The 25,536-nt window shown below is 40.4% G+C and carries 18 protein-coding genes and 3 pseudogenes; 19 read left to right on the top strand and 2 right to left on the bottom strand.

Annotation, left to right across the window (positions count from 1 at the left end):
• Window positions 1-61: 61 nt before the first annotated feature.
• Window positions 62-229: pseudogene (locus WKK05_RS13595) on the top strand (IS4 family transposase); the annotation flags it as partial.
• Window positions 213-788: a hypothetical protein gene (locus WKK05_RS13590; protein ID WP_341530192.1), complete on the top strand. Its 576-nt coding sequence runs from the start codon at window positions 213-215 to the stop codon at window positions 786-788. The pseudogene WKK05_RS13595 and the gene WKK05_RS13590, both read left to right, overlap by 17 nt.
• 18 nt (window positions 789-806) lie before the next feature.
• On the opposite strand, the gene WKK05_RS13585 is transcribed toward WKK05_RS13590, so the two are convergent.
• On the bottom strand, window positions 807-4,460 hold the full coding sequence (locus tag WKK05_RS13585) for an NB-ARC domain-containing protein (RefSeq protein WP_341530191.1): 3,654 nt from the start codon (window positions 4,458-4,460) through the stop codon (window positions 807-809).
• A 265-nt stretch (window positions 4,461-4,725) separates the two neighbouring features.
• On the opposite strand from WKK05_RS13585, the gene WKK05_RS13580 reads away from it, so the two are divergent.
• The 4 genes from WKK05_RS13580 (at window position 4,726) to WKK05_RS13565 (ending at window position 6,974) form a co-directional block, all read left to right on the top strand.
• Window positions 4,726-4,905 (top strand): DUF2808 domain-containing protein, encoded by a 180-nt coding sequence (locus WKK05_RS13580; protein ID WP_341531084.1) that lies wholly within the window; start codon window positions 4,726-4,728, stop codon window positions 4,903-4,905.
• Between the two features lie 103 nt (window positions 4,906-5,008).
• The gene (locus tag WKK05_RS13575) at window positions 5,009-6,004 is read left to right on the top strand and encodes a hypothetical protein (protein ID WP_341530190.1); all 996 of its coding nucleotides are present in this window, start codon (window positions 5,009-5,011) and stop codon (window positions 6,002-6,004) included.
• A gap of 177 nt (window positions 6,005-6,181) precedes the next feature.
• Window positions 6,182-6,640 (top strand): hypothetical protein, encoded by a 459-nt coding sequence (locus WKK05_RS13570; protein ID WP_341530189.1) that lies wholly within the window; start codon window positions 6,182-6,184, stop codon window positions 6,638-6,640.
• Window positions 6,641-6,716: 76 nt separating this feature from the next.
• Window positions 6,717-6,974: a hypothetical protein gene (locus WKK05_RS13565; protein WP_341530188.1), complete on the top strand. Its 258-nt coding sequence runs from the start codon at window positions 6,717-6,719 to the stop codon at window positions 6,972-6,974.
• Window positions 6,975-7,626: 652 nt separating this feature from the next.
• On the opposite strand, the pseudogene WKK05_RS13560 reads toward WKK05_RS13565, so the two are convergent.
• Window positions 7,627-7,891 (bottom strand): annotated as a pseudogene (locus WKK05_RS13560) (transposase); the annotation flags it as partial.
• Between the two features lie 1,083 nt (window positions 7,892-8,974).
• Here WKK05_RS13560 and WKK05_RS13555 point away from each other — a divergent pair.
• The 13 genes and pseudogenes from WKK05_RS13555 to WKK05_RS13495 form a co-directional block, all read left to right on the top strand.
• Window positions 8,975-9,304: pseudogene (locus WKK05_RS13555) on the top strand (ISKra4 family transposase); the annotation flags it as partial.
• Between the two features lie 260 nt (window positions 9,305-9,564).
• Window positions 9,565-11,595 (top strand): nucleoside-diphosphate sugar epimerase/dehydratase, encoded by a 2,031-nt coding sequence (locus tag WKK05_RS13550; RefSeq protein ID WP_341530187.1) that lies wholly within the window; start codon window positions 9,565-9,567, stop codon window positions 11,593-11,595.
• A 164-nt stretch (window positions 11,596-11,759) separates the two neighbouring features.
• Window positions 11,760-13,001: an oligosaccharide flippase family protein gene (locus WKK05_RS13545; RefSeq protein WP_341530186.1), complete on the top strand. Its 1,242-nt coding sequence runs from the start codon at window positions 11,760-11,762 to the stop codon at window positions 12,999-13,001.
• A gap of 4 nt (window positions 13,002-13,005) precedes the next feature.
• On the top strand, window positions 13,006-14,169 hold the full coding sequence (locus WKK05_RS13540) for a glycosyltransferase family 1 protein (RefSeq protein WP_341530185.1): 1,164 nt from the start codon (window positions 13,006-13,008) through the stop codon (window positions 14,167-14,169).
• A 46-nt stretch (window positions 14,170-14,215) separates the two neighbouring features.
• Window positions 14,216-15,601, top strand: coding sequence for an O-antigen ligase family protein (locus WKK05_RS13535; RefSeq protein WP_341530184.1), 1,386 nt, complete (start codon window positions 14,216-14,218; stop codon window positions 15,599-15,601).
• Window positions 15,602-15,729: 128 nt separating this feature from the next.
• A complete protein-coding gene (locus WKK05_RS13530) occupies window positions 15,730-16,917 on the top strand; it encodes a glycosyltransferase family 4 protein (RefSeq protein ID WP_341530183.1) in 1,188 nt (395 codons plus the stop codon).
• 35 nt (window positions 16,918-16,952) lie between these two features.
• Window positions 16,953-18,494, top strand: coding sequence for an asparagine synthase (glutamine-hydrolyzing) (gene asnB / locus WKK05_RS13525; protein WP_341530182.1), 1,542 nt, complete (start codon window positions 16,953-16,955; stop codon window positions 18,492-18,494).
• A gap of 77 nt (window positions 18,495-18,571) precedes the next feature.
• Entirely contained in the window at window positions 18,572-19,582 is a 1,011-nt protein-coding gene (locus WKK05_RS13520) for an NAD-dependent epimerase (protein ID WP_341530181.1), read from the top strand.
• 54 nt (window positions 19,583-19,636) lie between these two features.
• Window positions 19,637-20,797 carry a glycosyltransferase family 4 protein gene (locus WKK05_RS13515; protein WP_341530180.1) on the top strand — a complete coding sequence of 387 codons (1,161 nt, stop codon included), beginning with the start codon at window positions 19,637-19,639 and terminating at the stop codon, window positions 20,795-20,797.
• 420 nt (window positions 20,798-21,217) lie between these two features.
• On the top strand, window positions 21,218-21,895 hold the full coding sequence (locus WKK05_RS13510) for a sugar transferase (protein WP_341530179.1): 678 nt from the start codon (window positions 21,218-21,220) through the stop codon (window positions 21,893-21,895).
• 22 nt (window positions 21,896-21,917) lie between these two features.
• On the top strand, window positions 21,918-23,255 hold the full coding sequence (locus tag WKK05_RS13505; protein WP_341530178.1) for a hypothetical protein: 1,338 nt from the start codon (window positions 21,918-21,920) through the stop codon (window positions 23,253-23,255).
• A 79-nt stretch (window positions 23,256-23,334) separates the two neighbouring features.
• Window positions 23,335-24,348 carry an ATP-grasp domain-containing protein gene (locus tag WKK05_RS13500; protein ID WP_341530177.1) on the top strand — a complete coding sequence of 338 codons (1,014 nt, stop codon included), beginning with the start codon at window positions 23,335-23,337 and terminating at the stop codon, window positions 24,346-24,348.
• Window positions 24,349-24,361: 13 nt separating this feature from the next.
• Window positions 24,362-25,522 carry a DegT/DnrJ/EryC1/StrS family aminotransferase gene (locus WKK05_RS13495; RefSeq protein ID WP_341530176.1) on the top strand — a complete coding sequence of 387 codons (1,161 nt, stop codon included), beginning with the start codon at window positions 24,362-24,364 and terminating at the stop codon, window positions 25,520-25,522.
• Window positions 25,523-25,536: the final 14 nt, after the last annotated feature.

Below are 25,536 nucleotides of genomic sequence, written 5' to 3'. Positions count from 1 at the left end.
GTTCTATTTGGTTTTGTTCATTTCTAGCCAGTTGCAGAGTGATGGCGTTCACTTACGAGCGCCCAAAGTATTAACAGTTAGTTGGGCGGTTGTTGCTGTCGCTCGTCTTGGCGGCTACCTAGAACATCGAAGTAAAACACCTATTGGCATCCAGGTACTGTGATTACACGACCTCTGTGTTCGCGTAGCGTCTCGTAGAGAAGGTTGGCAGCTTGCAAAAGAGACTTAACGGGAAAAGTCAGGTATACAACCAGGTCTTTGACCGTTATCTCAGAGGATTAGAGAAGCAGATTCAGCTAGGAAAGTCCGTGAGTAACGGTAACGGCGTTTGCTTTGTCAGTTTTGCCATTGATCGGTTGGATGCGGCGATTAATCCAATCATTGCTTACTCAGAGACATCTTTTGGCATGATGCAATCCAGGCTGCTCTATGAACACTATCTGCTCTGTCAAAGTGAACGCTGGCGATCGCTCCCTAAAGGGGCAAAGCTACTGCGGTTGGTGTGGGATTGCACAGATATTTCGCCTGAATCTGCATGGCAATATTTTCAGATAGCAACTTCTGAAACCGTGATGATGCTGGAACCGTCAACGCTAGAAAGGTATCGTAAGGTTTCTCTGCTGCCTACAAGGCTGATTGACGATGAAAGCGATGAACAGATTCTAACAAGCGAAACGGAAACACTTTCGGATGAACAGATTGACCAACTCGTGAACGAGAAAATGGCGCGATCGCTCAACGCCTTTCAACAATTGCTAGACACCATTGAACACAAGCGAAGGCGCTGAATCTGGCTGCCTATTGCCTCAATGGTCAATTGCCCCTAACGCTTTCAGGGTAGTTTTTTGAGCTACTGTCAACCCGGTTGCCCCTTGAATATTCATACCTTCATACAGGCGATTGACCGTCAACGTTTCAATACAGCATCCTGTTTGCACATTCCAAACCTTGATAGTGCGATCGTCGCTACCACTGAATAGGATTTGACCGTTAGAGCTAAAGATCGCTGACTGAACCCAACCGCTATGTTCATCCAGGATGTGGAGGCAATGCCCCTTTTGCAGATCCCACAGTCGAATAGTTTGATCGACACCGCCACTTGCCAGGGTATTACCTTGAGGACTTATGGCAAGCGTCCAGACGGCTCCTGTATGCCCCTGCAATACCTTCACACATTCTCCGGTTTGCACATCCCATAATCGAATGGTTTGGTCATGACTACCGCTTACCAGTCGATGACCACTCTTGTCAAATGCCAGTGCAAAAACGGCTCCCGTATGTCCTTGCAATACCCTTGAACATTCTCCAGTTTGCACATCCCATAATCGAATAGTGAAATCAAAACTGCCACTTGCCAACCATTGACCGCTTGGGTCAAACGCGATCGCGCGAATAGCACTCTGGTGTCCGTGTAACACATATAAACAGTGATGCGTTTGCACATCCCAAAGTCGCACGGTGCAATCATAACTACTGCTTGCCACAATTTGTCCCGTTGGGCTAAACAAAACTGTCCAGATGGATGCATTGTGCCCTGACCAGCGATCGAGATGCCCAGTTTGGATATTCCATAAAGCAATCGATTCATCATGTCGATTGATCGCCAGCGTTTGACCGTCAGGACTAAAGCTGACGTTGCTGAATGATGAAATCCGACTGGTTGGGCTGGAAAATGTTTCGTAGGGGTGATAGGATGACAGATTGCCATCTGGTTGTAAATGCCACACCTGAATCGTTTCATTCTGACCACTACTAGCAAGCAGTTGACCATCTGCACTGAGACTCAGGGAGTGAACCCCACCAGTGTATCCACGCAACGTTTTCAGGTTTCGTCCACTCTGTAAATGCCACAGCCGCACCGTCTGGTCTTCTCCTGTGCTGATCAACAATTGATTGTCGGCACTGATAGCAAGCCCATAAACATCGTGGGTATGACCCTCAAGTACATAAATGGATTGCCCGTCTTGTACATTCCACAGGCGCAGAGTCCCATCGCGACCACCGCTCACTAAGAGACGACCATCCGGGCTAAAGGCGATGTTCCAAACAAAATCGGCATGTCCATGCAGCAACTTGGCACTAGAATTTATGGCATGGGAGTTTGGATATTGATCGTGGGACAGATAATTGCTCCACAACTGAATCGACCCATCCCGGCATCCGCTGGCGAGCAGTTGACCATCTGGGCTGTATCGCACACACCGAACCCCGCTGGTATGCCCCTGTAAGATACTCAGGCACTTCCCATTGCTCACATCCCAGATCCGAATCGTTGTATCACTACTGCTACTGGCTAAGGTTTGTTCATCTGGAGCGAAGTGGACAGAATAAACACTCTGGGTGTGTCCTTTCAAAACACGGAGACACTGCCCTTGCAAATTCCATAAGCGCACCGTTTTGTCATCGCTGCAACTCGCTAATTGCTGACCATCGGCACTAAAACTCACTGACCAAACACAACCTTTATGTTCTGTTAGCACCTGCAAGCAGCTTCCACTCTGGATATCCCACAAGCGCACCGAACTATCACTACTGCTGCTGGCTAACGTTCTGCCATCGGGACTAAAGGCAACCGACCAAACCCAGCCTTTGTGTCCTGAAAAAATGCCCAGAAGTTGGGCTGTGCTAATGTTCCAGAGATAGATGTTGCCATTGGCATCGCCAACGGCAATGGTCTGTCCATCTGGACTCAGGTCGACCGACCTCGCAACATTGAGGGTTTCTGAAAAGATAGATTTCACTAAGTCAGCATTCTGAAAATTAGCTCCGGCTAAATCGACCTGTCGTAAGTCGGCTTGCTGCACCACAAGACCGGAAAAATCCCAGCCGCGTAAGTCCACTTGAAACTGCACCAGCAGGTTAATCAGGTTGCCTGCTACATATCCTGGTTTCTTCCCCTGTTGCGTTAATAAGTGCCTTGCTTGCGCCTCGATCGCTGCCACACTGCCAAAGCGAGACAGCAACCGTTCCATTACAGGTTGCACAATTAAGCGCGACTGAATCTCTCGAATGTAATCTTTTGCTTGTACTCGCACTAAGGGATGCGTTTGCCAAACGTTAAGCTTCTGCGTCTCAAATTCGATGCAAATTTGCTGTACAAAGCGTTCTGTAACATATTCCATCACCACAGGTTGCAAGAAGAATAACCCATCGGTTTTTTCAATTAGCGTAGGCTTTGCCTTCTCGATTAGAGATCGCCTCAGTAGTGAGTTGACTAAATTAGGTACACTTTGTTGAGCAGCAGGATCAACCACATTCTCTCGAATATCTGCGATCGAGACTGGCTCCCGATGAATTGCAAACCAGAACAGTGTTTTCTGTTCGGCTTCAGATAGGCGAGCAAACTGACGGTCTAGCAAATCGCGGATGTCTTCAAAAACTGCCAATCCTTGACTGAGATAAGGCAACACCTCGGTAATGCTGCCGTTAAATAAATCCCCAATTGCGGCTGCCAACAGTTTCAATGCCAGAGGATTGCCGCCATAGTGATGGATCAAAGTCTGCCATTCGGCTTCTGAACCTGTAAATGCTCCTTTTTGCCGAAAGATAGCGCGTCCATCATCAGGTGTTAGTCCACTCAAGACCAGCGATCGCACTAACGCCTGTGCGCCTTCCATCAGTGCTATTTCGCGTGGCTTTTCTCGACTAGTGAGCAACAAACAGCTTTGGTGGGATGCTTCGCCAATGGCTCTAAGCAACTGCCCGTAACCTTCGTAGCCCGAGAGCCATTGTCCCACCGGCTCACGCTGCAAAATGGTCTCAGCATTATCCAGAATTAATAAACACCGACGCGATCGCAGATATTGCATCAGTTTAGATATCTGTTGATCGAGCGTGGTGGGAATGATGGGATCTTCTCCATAGAGCGGCATGAGAAACTTCAGCAGGCTCGACAGGAGTTCATCCAGCGGTGGTGCATTAGCCAGGGAGCGCCATACGACAACCTCAAATTCTGTTTGCATTTGAAGCGCAGCTTTGACGGTGATCGTACTTTTGCCAATGCCGCCAATGCCCAATAGCCCGACTATGCGGCAGCGCTCAAATACAATCCACTGCCACAGTTGTGTCAGTTCTACCTCACGCCCATAAAACGCTGAGGCATCGACTGCCGTATCCCAGTCCTGTTGGGGATTTGTCCATCGGCTCAGAGTCTCTTGGGATGAGGCAGGGGATGTCAGGTCTGCCTGCGTCAATTCCAGCCCAAATGCTCGGAAGAGATACTCTAATGACTGGCGATCAACCCCCAGTTCGCGCTTGAAAATGCGAGCGAGGGTATTTAAGGAGAGTCCGGTGCGATCGCTCATATCTTCCTGGCTGAAGCGCTTACCCCAGGTTTCGTCGGATTCCGCCTGCTGTTTTGCCGTCTGAAACTTTTGCCACCCTTGAGGCGATAGGATGGCTCCTCGCACTCGAGAAGAAGTGGAGCGACCTCGTCTAGTTTTTGATGAGTTGGAATCCATAGATCAGCCGATGGTGCAAAGGAATTAGCGAATCTTTTCTTAAGATATTAGGCGTTTCTTTAATCAAGGGCTGACGGGGAGTTTCAGCAACACAGATTGACAGGCAAATGATTCCATTTTGGTTAGAGTATACCAGATTTAATTGCTCCTAGCTTATTTTCTGCGGTCTTCTTCAACCACAGAACAATTAAATCGCGTTTTAACTCAAAGAACTTGAGTGGTTTGTATTGGGTGATCGCTCAATACTAACGTCGGTGAAGCAACGATCGTGTTTGAACAACCTGTTTCGCCTGGTAACACTGTGACGATAGTACTTGCAGTTCGAAGAAATCCAATTGGGAGTGGTATTTATCAGTTTGGTGTTACCGCTTATCCAGATGGGGAGAAAAGCCTAGGGCAGTTCTTAGGCTATGGACGCATCAACTTCTACGGCAACTCAAACTAAGTAGATTTCCACTAGCTGATTCCATGAATGAATTGGACATCGAATGGATTAGAGGTATCAGTTCAATTCATCCCACCCCTTGGTAAACCAATGCTAAATTCAGTTGAATGCTGAAAATAACTTAAGTGCTGATTCTAGACAGCCCGTAATTGTAGTCATTCCTAGCGATCGCCCCTTGAAGGATTACTGCGAAAGCGAGTTGACCAAACACGGTGGATATCGCAGGGTCAAGGATTTATTTGCGGCCAAGCGAGTAATTGATATTCTGCCCGACGAGTTGAAAGATAAGATCACCAAACCTTCCCAGACTCGCCCCTTACTCCGACTGGTCAAAACACCCGACAAGCTTCAACAAGCCGTAGCGATCGCAGTCCAAGAAAAGCCCTTTCCTAAAGCTGCCGATTTCGCCAAAGCAGTACAACAGGTTGCACCAACGGCTAAACGCTCCACAAAAAAAGAAAAAAGTCAAACGCAATTGTGTAATTCGGTCACAGTTTCATCACAATCACATCCTCGTTTTGGGGAATCAGGAGTGATTGAAGCAGATGCACCAAACGTTTGGCAGCAGATTGTCACCTTTGCTGATGGCGAAAAGCTACTGATCAACAATACATATCTAGATGCCTCCAGCGTTCCATTCCCCAGAGAGCGAACTTACCCCGCAGAATATGCAGAAGCGATCGCTGCTATTGAAGAACGCCATAAACAAGAACTAGAGCGACTTTCTCAGGAATTGAGGATTGGTTTGCAAACAGAAGCGACTGCCAAAGCTGAGGAACAAGTACAAGAGCAATTGACTGCTTTACAACACCTGTTTCAGCAACAGAAAGAAGAAAACATCCAGTTACAGCAACGGCTTTTCGAGTTGGAAGGATTGAGGCAGCTAGAACTTGAGAACCAACGATTACAACGGCGTATTCAAGATTTAGAACACGCTGTACAAGAACACCCTGCCAATGGGATTGTTGGCAAGAACGCTCAAAGAAGACTGACAGGTATTCCGGAGAGGAGTTGCGTTTCTGGGAAGGCGAATAACCAGGAGTGCCTGGAGTCTTACAAAGAGCGATTGCTTAGTCCAAACTCTGCAACCACCCTTTGAAATGTGTCTCCGCCGCAAACGGTAGACAACAGGCAGATTCTAGCAAAACTCCTAGCTTTAGTTCCAAACATACTGATGGTTTTTTAGACACTACTTTATAAATATATAGGCAATACCAAACCCCGCGATCTCAGTGGGGGAAATTTCCGTGCGTCAACATAGACAGGAGAGTGAATTATGACGAATTATAAAGGTATTCCACCAGAAGATTTAATTTGGGCAGTCAAGCATTTTTCATATTGCGCTCTCAAACTCTACAGCTATGCTTGGGCTGTACATCCTTCTCAAAACCAGTCAGAGCAAGCGCTTCAGGAACCCTCACGAACTCCTCAGAAATTTCTCACAATCTCTTTTGAAGAGATTGTGAGAAGTAATTCTTCCACGCAAAACGAAAATACGCAAGGTGAGGAGACGGCGATTGCGCCTTTTGGGGGCGCACCGCCTCAGGCTCTCGAAAGCATGGAAGAGAATAAAGAAGAGTTACCTGTGGTAACGGACTGTACTTCGCTAGCGCTCGTAGATGCTGTACAGGGTCAATCTGCTTTGTTGCTGGGAGAAAACCAAGATTGTGGTGTTGAACCAAAAGACTGTCATGAAGGCACATTTTCCGCCGCGCCCGTTGCTCCCAATTTTTAAGAACAAGCCCAACCCCGTCTTTCCACTTCGCTGATAGGTGAAAACCAGATTTCGGGCAATAAGGACAAAACTCTTCATGTTGACCAAGGTTCCGCTGCGGCTGCCCCCAGATAAATGGTCGAGTGAGGCATTGTTTACTGCCGAAGCGATCGCAGCACGGTCTAAGGCTCGACCAGGGCGGATGCAGAAACTTAAACTGGCGGAGGTGTTGAGGGAAAATCCAGGATTTGAGTTTCTTCATGAGTGCTGGAATGATGATCCAGCTTTGCAGATTGCGATCAGGAAATTGCTGGCGAAGTTTTTGCAGTGGAACTTTGATTTGATAACGCTTTAAGCTTTTATCTTCTAACAGTAACTAAAACTTATAGCTAAAAACTGAAAAGTAAAGCTCCGAAAGGCTTTCAGAGATTGGCTTCTCCCATATTTACAAAACAGGGTTATGAAAATGGTTGTTTCATAATTGATGCATACAAGTATCTGGTTTGATAGCCATTTGCTACTATTTACAGTATCAAGCTGATCGCTTATTGAGAAGACGAAATTATTGTTGCACTAAAATTGCATTTAGCTAGCAATTATCTTGAAGCTAGCATAAAGTAGCTATTAATCAAATGATTCATGTCATGAGACTTGATGATTTGGGAATTTTAGTAATGCATTCGAAACAGTTTCTAAAAGCAAGGATGTAAGCAATGTCTTCTGATAAGCAGATTCATCTAAAATTTTTGTGTTTGATAGTTATGTAGAGCTTAATAGCATATCTAAACTTTTTTGGCATAGACAAAGCTTGTGATACCAATTTAAAATTGGCAGGACTAAGAGACTTGCAAGAAAATAAGATATCAATCAAATTGGGACAATCGTGATATCCCATTTAGGTAATGTTTCAGAACGCTGCCAAAAAGGTTGGTATTACTCTGTAAAATTTGAATTGAAGGGTAAAGCCGCTTAAATTTTATGCAAGCATCCTCTGTAGTAAATCGTCAATTTATGATGTGGGCTTCTCGATTTCTAACTTCTTCCCAAGCGGCGATCTTTTGTTTTAAAGTTTCTTTGTCAGCAATTCTGCGCTCAAGACATTGGCAAGTTAAAACACTTAGTTCAATTTCAGCCATATTTAAACAGCTGTATGTTTACGGGTGTAGTGAAGCTCTAATTTTCTACAATCCGTTTAGCCTCAGTTGGCTCAAAAGCTTTGTAGAGACATGCTTTTGCATGAGTGTTAAGTTGATCATGCACCACAGTAATCTTAACGTTCCTTATTGGGCGAAATCATCCCATGATTCAGCAACGCCCTGTAAACAAGCGCTACCTTAGCAAACACAAAATTCATTTTTTAAGTCAGTTTACATCTGCTGATACTAGTTACTAGGCAGGAGTTGGCTTCGATGGTCTTTTTATCTCAGCCTCTTTAACCTAACCTTCCTTGTTTTATATTTAATGATATGGGAGGTGAAATTGCAGAGAAGGTGTGATCGAAATCGCAAACGTTCAAAACGACGAGCTATCTACTGTCCACTTCATCGCTGTTATTTAGATAGCGTAAGTCAAAAATGTCAACTGTATGCCGATCAAGCTGGTCAGTTACAACAACGGGGTATGAGTCGGCGAAATGCATTGATGCTATTAACTACTAAAACCGCAGTTACTATAGACGGTGAGTGGTTAGAAGCTTTTTGGTGTAAGGATTGTCAGCAAACAAAATGGTATCATGTCCGTCAATCTGATGAGCGCATCTTTGAGCTTTCACTAGCACCAAAAGAATTATGGCAACAGGCAACAGGGGTCCTTGATCCTCATGGGAACTCTTCTGTGGGTGAATACACTCGCAGACATGCAAGGCGGGTTAGCCATAACTGTATCAAAGATTTTAAATGAATGGCATATTTGTCAATATTGAGAGAGCTTATCAAGGAACGTAAAAAAGATGAATCAATATCAGCCTTATCAGTACCTGTTTACAGTTTTTACTGCAACTCATAACCGAGCCCACACACTCCATCGTGTTTATAATAGTCTAAAAGTACAAACTTATCGTGACTTTGAGTGATTGTAGATAATGGCTAAACTGACAATACCTACGAGTTAATAGAGCAATGGCAAGCAGAGAACCAATTTTCTATTCGCTATATTTACCAAGAAGATGTTGGTAGACATATTGCTTTTAATCGGGGAGTCAAAGAAGCTAAAGGCGAGCTATTTCTGGCTCTTGATTCTGATGATGCTTACGTGCTAAACGCTTTAGAGAGATTTAAATATCATTGGAATAAAATTCTATCAGACGAAAAAGAGCAATTTTCGGCAGTGACTTGTTTATGTCAAGACGAAAAAGGGCAATTAGTCGGTAGTCCTTTAAAAACTGCTGAAGCTCTTTTGTGGCAAGGACAGATAGAACCAATTCAGGCTTTATTTAATAATTGTCGAGGCAAACAAGTTAAGAAGTTTATAGCTTATCTCGAAAAACATCACTCTTGCATTATTAACTACAGCTATTACCAAGCTGAACAACTGTGTTCTATTGGATAGGAGTGCCGTCGAGTCTGCTATTAAAAAAATTAATTGGCGCAAGAATTAAAATTTCCGGCGCACAGTGGAATATAGAAAGTGTCAACCAGATCCTTTCTAAACGCTTATGCTTATCTTAATGGGTTGCTTGCAATTTGAGTCTTTCTGCCAAAAATGGATACTCGTTATTGATTCCTAGCCATCCATCCGTTACACATACTACTGCACAGATGGCAATTGCCATAGTATTGATTAATTTGTGTAGCTTAGTGAAATTTATTTATGGATATTGTCTCAGATTAATTCATCTGTGTTACTTTCTTTATTGAAAATAACTAGCAATATTTATCATGCTATAAATTAGCTATTTCTATACAACTGTAATGATTGTTTAGATTATCCTAGAGGTTTTGACAAGCATGAATCTATTATTAAACATTACTATTAAAAGGGTAAAAAACATGATACATAGCTTATTAAGCAACCTGTTGAAGTTAGGAAATAAACATTTGTTCATTTTTGATCTGATTGTTTTTTCAATCACACCATTGCTAGCTTTATTCTTACGATTAGATGGCGATCTATATCTACCAGTCTATATATTGGAACTAGGAATTATCACCACATTATTTCTAGTAGTTAAACTAACTGTATTTTGGCTCTGTGGTTTTTATAGGCGTTACTGGCGCTATGCCAGTGTTGATGAGCTAATATATATAGCTACATTAATGTTGGGTGCAGTAATTATCCAAACTATACTCTTTAATGTCGTAGACAGAAATTTGTATCAATTAGTGCTTACAATTCCGCGCTCACTACCATTTATTGACGGTTTACTTTCGTGTCTTTTTATTGGCGGATTACGTTTTAGCTTCCGAATTGTAGAAAAAGTCAGACAGCGCCAAGCAGCATCCTTTTCACAGGAACAGGTATTGATTGTTGGTGCTGGTAGCGCTGGAGTTTCTCTAGTGCAAGATATGCAAAGTAATCCTCAAATGGGATTTGATCCTGTAGCCTTTATTGATGACGATCCGCAAAAATTAAACGCATACATTCGCGGCATTCCAGTATTAGGCGATCGCCACCAAATTCCCGATATTGTGGAATCTCTACAAATCAAAAAAGCCATCATTGCCATGCCGACAGTTGCCGGGCAAACTATTCGGGAAATTGTAGATATCTGCAAAGCAACCGGGATAAAAACCCGCACATTACCGGGAATACATGAAATTCTGAGCGATCGCGTGCGTGTAGATAACATCCGGGATGTCAGAATTGAGGATTTACTCAGACGAGAACCTGTACAAACAGATATTGAGCGAGTATCTAAATTTATCCAAGGTAAGACAGTACTAATTACAGGTGCAGGTGGATCAATTGGTAGTGAACTTTGCCGTCAGATTTTCAAATGTCAGCCTGCTGAAATCATATTGATTGGACATGGGGAAAATTCTGTATTTAACATTCAACAAGAACTAGAACAAATTATCCAAGTATTCAAAAGCACTAACAAATTATCAACAAACACACCTCTGATCTCTAGCTTTATTGCAGATATCCGGTTTCGGTCTCGTTTAGAAAATGCTTTTGAACGATTCCAACCTGATGTTGTATTTCATGCTGCGGCACATAAGCATGTTCCTTTAATGGAATTAAATCCATCAGAAGCAATCACTAACAACGTCAGAGGCACAAAAAATTTACTAGATTTAGCCCTGCAATATGACGTGAAACACTTTGTGATGATTTCTACAGATAAAGCTGTGAATCCCACTAATGTTATGGGGGCTAGTAAAAGAGTTGCAGAAATGCTAGTGCTACAAGCCGCTAAAACAAGTGGTAAACCTTATGTGGTTGTGCGTTTTGGTAACGTTTTAGGCAGTCGAGGTAGTGTAGTTCCCACTTTTAAAAAACAAATTGCCGCAGGTGGCCCAGTAACTGTTACTCATCCCGATATCTGTCGTTACTTCATGACTATACCTGAAGCAGTGCAACTTGTTTTACAAGCAGCGGTACTTGGTCTCAGCGGTGAAGTGTTAATGCTAAATATGGGTGAACCTGTCAAAATTGTGGATTTAGCCAAAGAGTTAATTCGTCTTTCTGGACATGAACTTAGCAAAGATATTGACATTGTATTTACAGGTTTAAGACCGGGAGAAAAGCTATTTGAAGAATTGTTTATTGAAGGAGAAGAGTATGAGAAAACTGAACATCAAAAGCTGTTGGTTGTCAGAAATGCCAGTCGAATTATTCCAGAAAATATGGATGTGTTTATAGATTTTTTATGTGAAGTAGCAGCTAAAAATGACGCTACTTCTATCATATTCTTACTAGAACAACTAGTCTTAGGATATAAACCAAAATACTTGAAAAATAATCTGTCTAGAGATAACCTTACGAATGGTGTTGTTACCACTATTCCCAGTGATAATGTTTTATCCAATATCTAGCTACAAGAAGTATGATTTCTTTGAAACACAACAAACATTTTATTCATTCTTAACAAATTTATCTACCTTTAGCACTACATACAAGACAGAGATCATTGGATAAATGCCGAGTTTTTACTAAGCCTTTAAGAGATTTGGAGATAAATTAAAACTAACAGAAGTATATGCAAAAAAATAAGCCCCTAACACTACGTCATAATTTTTCTTGGACATTTATTGGTAATGCTATTTATGCAGGTTGCCAATGGGGAATGCTCGTGGTGTTAGCTAAACTTGGTAGTCCAGAGATGGTAGGCCAGTTTACCTTGGGGCTTGCTGTTACCGCACCAATAATAATGTTTACAAATCTTCAGTTGCGGGGAGTTCAAGCAACTGATGCTAAACAACAGTTTTTGTTCAGTGATTACTTGGGACTGAGGCTAATATCAACAGGGTTGGCATTTCTAATTATTACAGTCATTAGCTGCTCAGGTGCATATCAGATAGAAACATCTTTAGTTATATTTTTAATCGGAGTAGCAAAGTCAATTGAGTCTATTAGTGATGTATTTTATGGGCTAATTCAGCAGCATGAACGAATGGATCGGATTGCGATATCATTGATGATTAAAGGACTTCTATCATTACTACTACTAAGTGTTGGAGTATATCTATCTGGAAAGGTTTTGTTGGGAGTTGTGGGGTTAGTATTTGCTTGGGTTGTGGTGTTATTTGGCTATGACATTCGTAGTGGGATGTTGGTACTAAATCACAAATCACAATTACAACCACATTGGTATTGGAAAACCCTAATAAAGCTTGTATGGCTTTCTTTACCTCTGGGGTTTGTGATGATGCTAATTTCATTCAATACCAACATTCCCCGTTATTTTATTGAGCGATATTTAGGTGAGCGAGAATTGGGCATCTTCGCCGCTTTAGCCTACCTGATGGTGGCTGGTGGTATGGTAGTAGGCGCCCTGGGACAGTCGGCCAGTCCTAGACTCGCCAAATATTATGCAGAGGGCGATCACATCGCTTTCCGTACCCTTTTACTGAAGCTAGTAGGAATTGCGGCTGTACTGGGTGGAATAGGTGTCCTTGTAGCTGTTATTGGTGGACGGCAAATATTAACTCTGATTTATCGACCTGAATATAGTGAACAGACAACCTTATTTATTTGGCTGATGGTTGTTGCGGGAATTAGCTATATATCCTCGTTCCTGGGTTATGGAATGACAGCAGCCCGCTACTTTCGTATTCAAATGCCTTTATTTATTGCTGTGGCTAGTATCTCTGCGATCGCTTGTTTGTTGTTATTACCAAGACTGGGATTGTTAGGAGCTGTGATCGCTTTATTAATTGGAGCTATAGTGCAAGTTTTGATTAGTTCAGGAGTGATTATTTATGTATTACACAAAGGATAAATTTATGGCTAATGGAAATCAACATCCTATCCGGATACTTCATGTAGTTGGAGGGATGAATCGGGGTGGTATTGAAACCTGGTTGATGCACGTTTTGCGACATATTGACCGCGATCGCTTTCAGATGGACTTTCTGGTTCACACCGATAAACCTTGTGCTTACGATGATGAAATTCGCGCCCTTGGTAGCAGGATTATTCCTTGCTTACAGCCTTCAAAACCTTGGTTATATGCTCGCAATTTCCAACGTATATTACACGAGTATGGTCTCTATGATATTGTTCACAGTCATGTTCATCACTTTAGTGGTTATATCCTCCTTCTCGCAAACCAAGCTGGTGTGTCTATCCGTATTGCACATAGCCACCTAGACTCTTCCTCATTAGAGGCAAAGGCCATATGGAAACGAAGTCTATATCTAGCAGTAATGAAACGATGGATTAACTTATATGCAACGACAGGTCTAGCGTGTAGTCGTAAAGCAACAAGTTTATTCGGTCTACCTTGGGAAAAAGATCCACGTTGGCAGCTACTTTACTGTGGGATTGACTTGAAAGCTTTCCAAACGGTTCTTGACCCGATGAGTGTAAGGGCAGAATTTGGTATACCTGAAGATGCTTTTGTGATCGGTCATGTGGGCAGATTTGAACAGCAAAAAAATCATCATTTTCTGTTAGAAATAATCACTGAGGTTGTCAAACGTGAATCAAATATCCGTCTCTTATTAGTCGGTGATGGGTCATTACACCCAGATATTGAGCAAAAAGTTCTGCAAATGGGCTTAACTGACTATGTAATTTTTGCAGGATCTCGTCATGATGTACCTCGACTGATGCGCGGTGCTATGAATGTATTTTTATTTCCCTCCCTTTTTGAAGGATTAGGCTTAGTGTTAATTGAAGCCCAAGCAGCAGGATTACCCTGTATTTTATCGGATGTGATACCAGAGGAAGTAGATGTAATTAAACCACTAATGCATCGCCTATCTATATCTCAACCAGCATCTATTTGGGCTGAAGTGATCTTAAAGAGCAAGAATAATCAATTAAAAATCACTCCGACAGAAACTTTAAAACTTGTTGATGAGAGTGTGTTGAATATTCAGGCTAGTACTAAAAAATTGGAAAATATATATTTATTAGAATCCTCTAAACTAGTTAATAAATAGAAAAATTTAGCTTGTATTTTGTTCATCAAACTGGCAACATAAATTATTGCTTAAAGATATGATAAATATATTGGCAAGTTTAGATAATTCAAAATTAGCGAAAGTAAATTTTCTACAAAAACAAAGCAAAGAGTTTATTTTGAACCGCCAAATCCAAAGCACGAAATGGTTATTTTTTGCTTTGTGCTTTTACTTACTTTCTCAGAGCTTTACAATTCCTATAATACCCATTGGTCATTGGGTAACTTGGATAAATTTTTCTGACTTAGCTACATATTTACTACTCTTGACCTATTTAATAAATTTTACTCAAGTAAAATTCACCCTCTCAAAGGCTAATAAACATATCTTTATTTTGCTAATTATTACCTTATTAGCAAGTATTATTTCATATTGTGGGTATCTTAGTAACTTGATTGACCAAAATGCACCTGGTACTAGATTAGGTATATATCAACTTTATCGTTTAGTTCAATTTGTCTGTATATTTAGGATAACCGCACAGATTCCCTTGACACAAAAAAGACTAGATATTTTATCAAAAATTACAAATGCTGTTTTAATATTTGTTTGTTTGTCAATTATACTGACTTTCACTGGAATTCTGCCCCTAGCACTAATGACAGCACATTTGCCACAAGATCCTGGTACTGCTGGACCTTGGGCTTTCTTTGCATCTCCAACATATATAGGCTCAGGCTGGGGAAGTATAGGTTATAACCATGCTTATGTAGCAGCGCAAGTGACTATGCTTGTAAGTTTAAGAATGCACTTAGGAATTGGTAAACAGGTGGTATTAGACTTTTGCCTATTATTTCTATCTACATTCTCTTGTTTTCTTAGCGGTTCACGTTCTGGATTTTTTTCATTGATATTTTTTGCAGGGATATATGTATTGAAAAAACCAGCTTATCTAGGGACAGTAATTACAATGACTACGATATTATTTCTCAGCACAGGTTTCATCTTCACTTCACAAACGATTGATTTTGAAAATCCAAATACTTCTATTATTGAACGCCAAGCTACTTTACTGGATTCTAGTAACTCTGAAAATTTAAGTGGTAGAGATATGATCTGGTTAGAAAATATAGAATTTTTAAATAAAAATCCCATAGTATGGATACTAGGAAAAGGTTTTGGAGGAGCATGGGATGATGGAGGATCAGGAGGAAACGCTCATATGCTCCTACTAAATGTAATTATAGAAAATGGCATCATTGGTTTATTAATATTTTTATTTTTATTTTATAAAATCCTGTGTTTGCTGTATCAACATGAACAAAAAGACAAGGCAATCTTTTGGGTGTCAATTTCGTTATTAATTGGCTCATTCAGCCAAGAAACATTCTATCCCGTTCCTGCTTTAGGACATTTTCTTGGTTTATATTTATGTTCTGTTGCAATTGCTTTAAGGTCTGATATTGATTAACTTATGACTATAAAGAATCACATTGTTCCTCTGAATTTATCAATTTCAAAACATTGTGAATCTTATAGTATTTGTATTTATCCCAGTAACATTACTAGGAATTAAATAAATAGAGAGGCTATTAATTTATGAATGTTGTTATTGCACTCGAACATCGTTTTGACCGCACACCAGACGGAGTGGTATGGACACAAACACAGTTCCCATATTCATTTTGGAAGCGGTATCTAGAGGTTTTTGATCATGTGCGGGTGGTTGCCCGTGTTCGTGATATATCAACATTACCGCCTGATTTCAAAGAGGCTAATGGTGATCGCGTTTCTTTTATTGCTATTCCCTACTACATTGGACCAGTACAGTATTTATTGCGATCGCTTCAGGTCAAACGTGTTGCCCAACAAGCCGTGAGAACTGAAGATGCAGTGATTTTGAGAGTAGGTTCGAGAATTGCTTCGTGTATTGAACCAAAACTCCGTGCTACCAATCATCCTTATGCTGTAGAGGTGGTTAGTGACCCCTATGATGTCTTTGCACCTGGTTCGATTAGGCATCCTTTGCGTCCGTTTTTACGTTGGTGGTCTCCTCAGGGATTACGACGAAAATGTGTTGGAGCTTGTGCAGCTGCCTATGTCACTAAACAAGCTTTACAAGCTAGATACCCTTGCCCCAACTATTCAGTCGGTATATCAGACGTAGACATTTCAGAAGAGTCTTTGGTTTTCACTCCCCGTCAATTTCACAAGGTAAATACATTAAATCTGATCTTTGTCGGTACTTTAGCTCAACTTTATAAAGCTCCTAACATACTGCTCAATGCTGTGGCTATCTGTGTACAGGAAGGAATAGACCTGAAATTGACCATGCTTGGCGATGGTAAGCACAAAACTGAACTAGAGGCACAAGCAGCAGCATTGGGTTTAAAAGAACGAGTCTGTTTTCGTGGTCAGTTGGCAGCGGGAAAAGCTGTTATCACTGAGTTGGATCAAGCCGATTTATTTGTTTTACCTTCTTACCAAGAAGGTCTACCTAGAGCAATGGTAGAAGCAATGGCACGGGCATTACCATGTATCGGTTCTACAGTAGGTGGTATTCCTGAACTTTTACCACCAGAAGATATGGTTCCCCCTGGTGATGCGGCAGCCCTAGCAGCAAAAATTCGGGAGGTTGTGACTAACCCAGAACGTATGACTCGAATGTCAGCCCGTAACCTAGAGAAAGCTAAAGAGTATAAAGATGAAGTTCTGCGCGAGCAAAGAATTGCATTTTACAGTTATGTACGGAAAAGCACGGAAATATGGCTGAAGACACAAAAATAAGTGAAAAAATATATTTGACGGAGTAAAGCAGTATTATGTGTGGAATAACTGGTTTTTTAGGACGCGATCGCATCGGTGAAAAGCCGCTATATTATGGCTGGTGCGGTAAAACTTTGATATTTGCCTCAGAATTAAAAGCTTTCAAAGTCCATCCCGATTTTCAGCCAGAAATCAACCGCGATGCTTTGGCTTCATTCCTACGTTTTTCTTATATTCCCGCACCTTATTCAATCTATCAAGGCATCCATAAATTACCGCCTGCAACTCTCCTCAGTTGGAATGGGAAAACAATTTATCCCCAACCAATAGCCTATTGGTCTGCAAAAATAACCGTAGAATCAGGTGTTGCTTATCCCTTCACAGGCTCAGAAAATGAAGCTATATTAAATTTAGAGGCACTACTTAAGGATGCAGTAAAGATGCGAATGATTGCAGATGTGCCTTTAGGTGCATTTCTGTCTGGAGGAATTGACTCCTCTACAGTAGTAGCTCTAATGCAGGCTCAAAGCAGTCAACCAGTGAAAACCTTTACTATTGGTTTTTATGAACATGCCTACAACGAAGCCCAGTATGCAAAGGCTGTAGCACAGCACTTGGGTACAGACCATACAGAACTTTATGTCATACCAGAAGACGCACAAGCAGTTATACCTAAACTAGCAAGTTTATATGACGAGCCGTTTTCTGATTGTTCCCAAATTCCAACATTTTTAGTATCTCAACTTGCCAGAAATCATGTCACCGTCAGTCTTTCAGGTGATGCGGGTGATGAATTATTTGCTGGATATAATCGCTATTTTTGGGGACGCAGTATTTGGCAGAAGATAGGCTGGATACCAAGAGCGGTTCGTCATTCCACAGCAAAGGCTTTAACAAGTGTTTCCCCCCAGAGTTGGAATCAATATTTTGCGGCTATAGATGCAATGTTACCCGTAAAATTCAAAATAGCATCTTCGGGTAATCAGTTACATAAGTTAGCAAGCATCTTAGCAGTTCCTAACCCCGATATTATGTATGCAGATTTGGTATCCCATTGGCAAGAACCAGAGAAAGTTGTCATTGGTAGTTCTGAACTCAGAACAGTTCTGAGCGATCGCAATTTGTGTGCAAGTTTACCAGATTTTACAGAACGCATGATGTACTTGGATTTGATGAGCTACTTACCAGATGACATCTTGGTAAAAGTAGATCGTGCCAGTATGGGTGTGAGTCTCGAAAGTCGTATACCTTTTCTAGACCATCGTGTTGTGGAATTTGCTTGGCAAATCCCCTTATCAATGAAAATACGTGGTAATCAAGGCAAGTGGTTGTTACGACAAGTCTTGTACAAGTACGTACCTAAAGAATTAATCGAGCGTCCAAAAAAAGGCTTCGGTATTCCGATTGATAGCTGGTTACGTGGACCTTTACGAGAATGGGCAGAAGATTTACTAGATGAGTCTCGATTGCAACGAGAAGGGTTTTTTAATCCTCAACCAATTCGGCAAAAGTGGGACGAACACCAAAGTGGCAATCGCAATTGGCAATATTATCTTTGGGATGTGTTGATGTTTCAGGCGTGGTTAGCTGAAAACTAAGCAGGAAATTAGAAATAGGTAAATAATTTAGCCAACAATCATTAATTAATACTTGCAAGGAAATAGAAACTGAAATTATGACAAAAATTTTAGTTACTGGTGCGGCTGGTTTTATTGGTTTTCACCTCAGCAAATACTTACTAGAAAGAGGTGATGAGGTTGTTGGTTTGGATAATCTCAATGATTACTACGATGTGACTTTAAAAAAAGATAGGTTAGAGCAACTTTTAGAAAAGCCAGGTTTTAGCTTTCATCTATTAGATTTAGCAGATCGAGAAGGCATCTCAAAATTATTCGCTCAATTGAGCTTTAATAAAGTCGTAAATTTGGCTGCACAAGCAGGAGTTCGCTATTCGTTAAAAAATCCCCATGCTTATGTAGATAGCAACTTGGTGGGATTCGTAAATATTCTGGAAGGTTGTCGTCATACGAATGTAGAACATTTAGTATTTGCTTCTTCGAGTTCAGTTTATGGTGCAAATACAAAAATTCCCTTCTCAGTTCACGACAATGTAGACCATCCGGTTAGTTTGTATGCTGCCACTAAAAAAGCCAATGAATTAATGGCACATACTTACAGTAGTTTGTATGGCTTACCAACTTCAGGATTACGTTTCTTTACTGTGTACGGACCTTGGGGTCGTCCAGACATGGCATTATTTATCTTTACTAAAGCAATTTTGGCAGGACAACCCATTGATGTCTTCAATTACGGCAAGATGAGGCGTGATTTTACTTATATTGATGACATTGTTGAAGGTGTAATTCACGTTGTTGATCAAGTTGCTGAACCTAATCCAAACTGGTCAGGATATTCTCCTGACCCTGCTACAAGTTATGCACCATACAAAAATTACAATATCGGTAACAATCAGCCCGTTGAATTAATGCATTTTATCGAAATTCTGGAAAATTACTTGGGTATGAAAGCAAATAAAAGTTTACTACCAATGCAACCTGGTGATGTCCCTACAACTTATGCCGATATTGATGCCTTAGTAGAAGATGTTGGTTTTAAACCAAATACCAAGATTGAGGTGGGTATTGAGCATTTTGTTAAATGGTATCGGTCATATTACCAAGTTTAAAACAATCCATAATTTCTATAAATTTTAAAAATAGCAAACATCACAAATAAAATCATGAAACTATTGCATATTTGTGCCATTGCTGGTACAGCAAATGCACTTTTACTCCCTCAAATAAACTACTTTTTATCGCAAAATTTAGAGGTTAGTATAGCCTGTTCTCCAGGAAAGAAATTAGAAGAATTACAAAAGAAGGGTTACAAGATACATCCTGTTAATATTGAGCGCAACATATCATTAACTTCCAATCTCAAAAGTATTTATCACCTGACAAAAATCATTCGGGAAAATCAATATGATCTAGTTCATGTACATACACCAATTGCTGCTATTTTAGGGCGAATTGCAGCTAAAATTGCTGGGGCTAAGCGTATTGTTTACACTTCTCATGGGCTTCCCTTTCATGATTTATCAACTCCTAGACAGTATCGCTTCTACTTTATAGTTGAGAAGCTTGCTGCTTTAATCACCGATTTAATTCTCAGCCAAAATTATGAAGATATTGCCACTGCTAAAAAACTCGGACTTTGTCTACCTGAGAAACTGGGTTATTTAGGTAACGGTATAGATATTGATCGCTTTGATCGTGATCGCCTCAATCCCATTCATCAGAGTGAATTACGCAAATCTTTAGGTATTCCAGAAACTGCTAATTTAATTATTGGCACAATTGGGCGTTTAACTAAGAAAAAAGGTAGTGGGTACCTAATAGAAGCTGCTGCTAAATTATTACATCAGTTTCCTAATTTACATATTCTGGTAATTGGTGGTCAACTTGATACAGATCCTGAACCTTTCCAAACAGAACTGATAGAAAAAATTCACAATTTGGGAATTGAGAAATACGTTACACTCACAGGCAGTCGCAAAGATATACCAGAAATTTTAGGTCTTTTGGATGTCTTTACTTTACCTAGTTTTACTCATGAAGGATTGCCCCGCTCTATTTTAGAAGCTATGGCAATGAGTTTACCAGTTGTTACTACAGATATTCGGGGTTCTCGAGAAGCAGTCTTACCAGGAAAAACAGGCTTAATTGTACCACCTCAAGATAGTGAAAATTTAGCCGAGGCCTTAACAATTATGCTGTCTAATTCCGAATTGCGGCAAGCTTACGGAGAAGCAGGACGTAAGCGGGTTATAACCGAATATAATGAAGAATTAGTATTTGCAAGGCTGACAAAATACTATCATGAATTAGGCCTTAATTGGTAAGTAAATATAAGTAGTTATACACAATTTATGACATAGAATAACACATAAATTGTGTTCAAGCTTTCTAAAAACTTTGCTTAGTAAATAATCAATTTGTAATTAATTTTATAAAATTAGTTACTAAGAATAGCTAGAAGTTTTGTTATTACTTAATTTAGACTGTAAAACAGAGCTAATAATATTGTAATAAAGGGAGAATCGAAATGAATACATGACTTCTACAAACTTAGCAATTATTGTTCAGAATTAGTGATTAAAAATAAATTATTAGAAAAATAAAAGTTATTGCTAATCTAATAATTTTTAATAAATGTACTAATATTAAACAATATTTTTAAGTTAATTTTGTTTTTGACAATCTTCCTGTATTAGCTACGGTTTTTGATCATTTTCTAATGGATTTGAATCAGAGGTTTATCTATGATAAATAAAAATTGTCAGAGTAATAGCCTAAAAAAGATTAGCAAATTTATCAAATCAATATTAGATAGATTTGTCGCAGCGATCGCATTAATTATTCTTTCTCCTGTGCTACTGAGTGTTGCGATCGCTGTCTACATAAATATGGGTAGCCCAATTTTATTTACCCAAAAGCGTCCCGGTAAAGATACTCGCATTTTTACCTGCTATAAGTTCCGTACGATGACAGATTTACGTGGGACTAATGGCAAGTTATTGCCTGATACTGAACGACTGACAAATTTAGGTAAGTTTTTGCGTAAAACTAGCCTTGACGAACTTCCACAACTCTGGAGTGTATTGAAAGGAGATATGTCTTTTATCGGACCTCGTCCCTTGCTTATTGAATATCTACCTTATTATTCAGAACGCGAGCGTAAACGCCATTCAGTTCTTCCTGGAATCACTGGATTAGCTCAAATTAATGGGCGTAATAGGTTGTTATGGGAAGACAGACTAGAATTTGATATCCAGTATGTTGAGAAGCAGTCCTTAGCATTAGATTTTTACATCTTGTTCATGACTGTTTGGAAAGTAATTGCTCGTAGCGATATTGATATTCATAATCTAGAAGGTAATTTTGCTAAGTCCCGTCAACAGCAGTTAGGACTGCCTATAGATTCGGAAGTAAAACCCTAAACAATCAAAAAATCAGAACTGTATGATCACTACAACTACACGCAAAGCTTTGTTTTGGGGACTAGATTATCTACGGGGTGCGCCTATCCATACCCATCTTCGCAATATTCAACAGGTGACAGCAGATGGATCTCTTCTGGCTGAACATCAAGCCTGGCAGCTACAATTACTCTTAAACCATGCAGTTCAGACAACAGATTATTATAAAAACTATGATGCTTATAGTCAGCTTGAAGACTTTCCTGTAGTTAATAAGAATATCATTAGGGAATCATTTGAACGGTTTGAGTCAACAGTCTTCAAGGACAAAAAACTGAACGTAATGGAGACTAGCGGTTCGACGGGAACTCCTTTTCGAGTCGTTCAGAATTCAAGTAAGCGCCAACGAGTATTGGCAGAACTGATATACTTTAATTCTCTTGTTGGATATAGTGTTGGATGTCGACACGGCTTTTTCCGAACTATACCAAAAAGCTCAGTCAAACTCTTCATGCAAAACGAGGTCAAGTTTGATGTTCGCATTCAAGACGTTGCTTCTTTCGAGCAACAACGCCTTACACTTCTAAAAGACAAGCGGATCGAGATACTTCTTGGATACTCCTCCGTCATTTATGACCTTGCTCGCTATGCTATTTCCCAAGGAAATACTCCGGAAGATTTTGGAGTGAAGGGAGTTCTGTGTCTTTCAGAGCCGCTTTATCCAAATATGCGAGATACCATCCGCAAGGCTTTCGACTGTCGCATTTTATCAAGATACTCCAACCAAGAGTGTGGTGTACTCGCGCACGAATGTTCTACCTGTGGCCGATTTCATCTCAACACTGCTAGCTATCTTTTTGAAATACTTGCTTTGGATCGGGATGAACCAGTATCTCCGGGTACACTGGGGCGTATTGTCGTTACCGATCTCTACAACTATGCGCTACCGATGATCCGCTACGATACTGGTGACATAGGCTCGATTATTCCCAATGACTGCTCTCAGTTTATGACTCCGATTCTTCAGTCTTTAGAAGGTCGTCGCACTGATACGCTGTATGACACTATGGGGCGACGGCTTGTGCCTTTTATATTGCGTTCCATATTCTCTGAGAAATTAAATGTTTCACCTTCATGTATATTGAAGCAGTATCAGTTGATTCAAGAGGATAGAACCCACTATCGTCTCCGTCTTTGTGTTAACGAAACATTCTCAGAAGCAGAATCTATGATTGAGATACTGAAGCATTTATTAGGAGACGATGCTCAAATTGAGGTTGATTATGTTGACGAAATTCCAGTTTTGAATTCTGGTAAGCGAAAATACATCGTTAGCTTATACGATCCCTCAAAAGAGGTATTGACCTCATCTAATCTCTAAGATAGAGGTTGGTGGTTTTTTTTAGTTTCATAATCAGCAGTTTTACAGAAATACCATCAGCTACAGAGGGTTGATATTTATGAATGTCATGTTGACTTGTGTGGGAAGACGGAATTACCTTGTAAAATTCTTTCAAGAAGCTTTAGAAAATCGAGGTCTGGTGCTTGTTGGGGATGCTAGTCTAGAAGCTCCAGCATTACAGGAAGCAGATAAAAGTTTTTTGTTACCACCTGTAAATCATGAAGACTACTTTGACAAACTACTTTATATCTGTGAACAACACCAGGTTCGTTTGTTGATACCACTAAATGATTTAGAATTACCCCTGTTAGCAAAACAACGCGATCGCTTTCTCAAGATAGGGACTATCCCAGTAATTTCGTCTTCAGAAGTAATTGATATTTGTTTTGACAAATTAGCTAGTTTTAAATTTTTAACTAATTTGGGTATTTCTGTTCCTAAAACTTATCTTTCTATTAAAGAGGTGAGAGAAGCCATAAATCATCAAGAAATATCTTTTCCTTTAGTTGTTAAACCTAGATGGGGAAGTGCATCGATTGGGATTGAATATCCTGAAGATGATGAAGAATTGAAATTTGCATATCGTCGTGTAAAAAAAACGATATGTAAATCATTTTTAGCAGATGTAAGCTCTACAGATTCTGATGAGTATATCCTGATTCAAGAAAAGATATTGGGACAAGAATATGGTTTAGATATTATTAATAATTTAGATGGAAATTACATCACTACTTTTGTTAAACACAAGTTAGGTATGCGAGCCGGAGAAACAGATCGAGCATTAACTGTTGAGCATGAAGCTCTTAGAGAGCTAGGTGAAAAAATAGGTAAAAACATCGGACATATTGGCAATCTAGACTGTGATGTAATTGTGGGACAAAAAAGTGCGTGTGTGTTGGAAATGAACCCACGTTTTGGTGGTGGATATCCATTTTCTCATGTAGCAGGAGCAAATATTCCAGCAGCCTTGATCGCTTGGGCAAATGGGGAAAATTCTAACGAGCAATGGCTGAAGGTTCAAACTAATACAATGAGTGCAAAATGTGATCGCCTTGTCACTGTTCGTAGGTAAAAAATAAAAAATTATGAATAAACCAATCCTCCTGTCAACTCCCCATATAAGTGATCGCGAGTTAGAATTCGTCCATGAAGCATTTGACACTAATTGGATTGCTCCGGTTGGCCCGCATGTAGATGCTTTCGAGCAAGAATTTTGTCAATTAACTGGCGCTGGTTATGCTGCTGCTTTGAGTTCTGGTACAGCATCTCTGCATTTGGCTTTACAGCTAGTGGGCGTTAAGTCTGGAGATGAGGTTTTCTGCTCTACGTTGACGTTTGTAGCTACTGCTAACCCTATTACCTATTTAGGCGCAAAACCAGTATTTATTGATAGTGATCGCATTTCTTGGAACATGAATCCTGACTTGTTGCAAGAAGCCCTAGAATACCGCGCCCGTATTGGCAAATTACCTAAAGCGGTTGTGGTTGTCCATTTATATGGTCAAAGTGCAGATATTGATCCGATTTTAAAAGCTTGCGATCGCTATGGAATCCCTTTAATTGAAGATGCAGCCGAATCTTTAGGAGCCACCTATAAAGGACGTTCTTCAGGAACCTTTGGCAACATTGGCATTTACTCCTTCAACGGTAATAAAATTATTACCACCTCTGGCGGTGGGATGTTAGTTTCCAACAACGAACAACTGGTAAATAAAGCCCGTTTTTTAGCAACCCAAGCACGCGATCCTGCTCCCCATTATCAACACTCAGAAATTGGCTACAATTACCGCCTGAGTAACGTTTCGGCTGGCATTGGCCGCGGTCAGTTACGTGTTTTGAATGAGCGAGTGGCAGCAAGACGACGCAACTTTATGATTTACACCTCTACTTTGAGGAATCTGCCAGGAATAGAATTTATGCCAGAAGCTGATTATGGAAGTGCTACTCATTGGTTAACCTCCTTGACAATAAATCCTAAAGCTTTTGGTGCAGACCGAGAACAAGTCCGCCTCGCACTTGCTGCACAACAAATTGAATCCCGTCCAGTCTGGAAACCTTTACACCTCCAACCTGTTTTTGCTGAATGTGAATGTATTGGTGGTGCAGTGGCAGAAGATTTATTTACGCATGGTCTTTGCTTGCCTTCTGGTTCTAATCTCACGGATGCAGATTTGGAGCGAGTGATTAATGGAATCACAGCAGTTCATGATGGTTCTGAGAAAAAAGAACAAGTATTAATCTTTTGAGTATTAAACCTTAA

This window comes from Nostoc sp. UHCC 0302, assembly GCF_038096175.1.
Classification (GTDB): Bacteria; Cyanobacteriota; Cyanobacteriia; order Cyanobacteriales; family Nostocaceae; genus UHCC-0302.
This window is presented reverse-complemented; position numbering and strand designations above follow the sequence as displayed.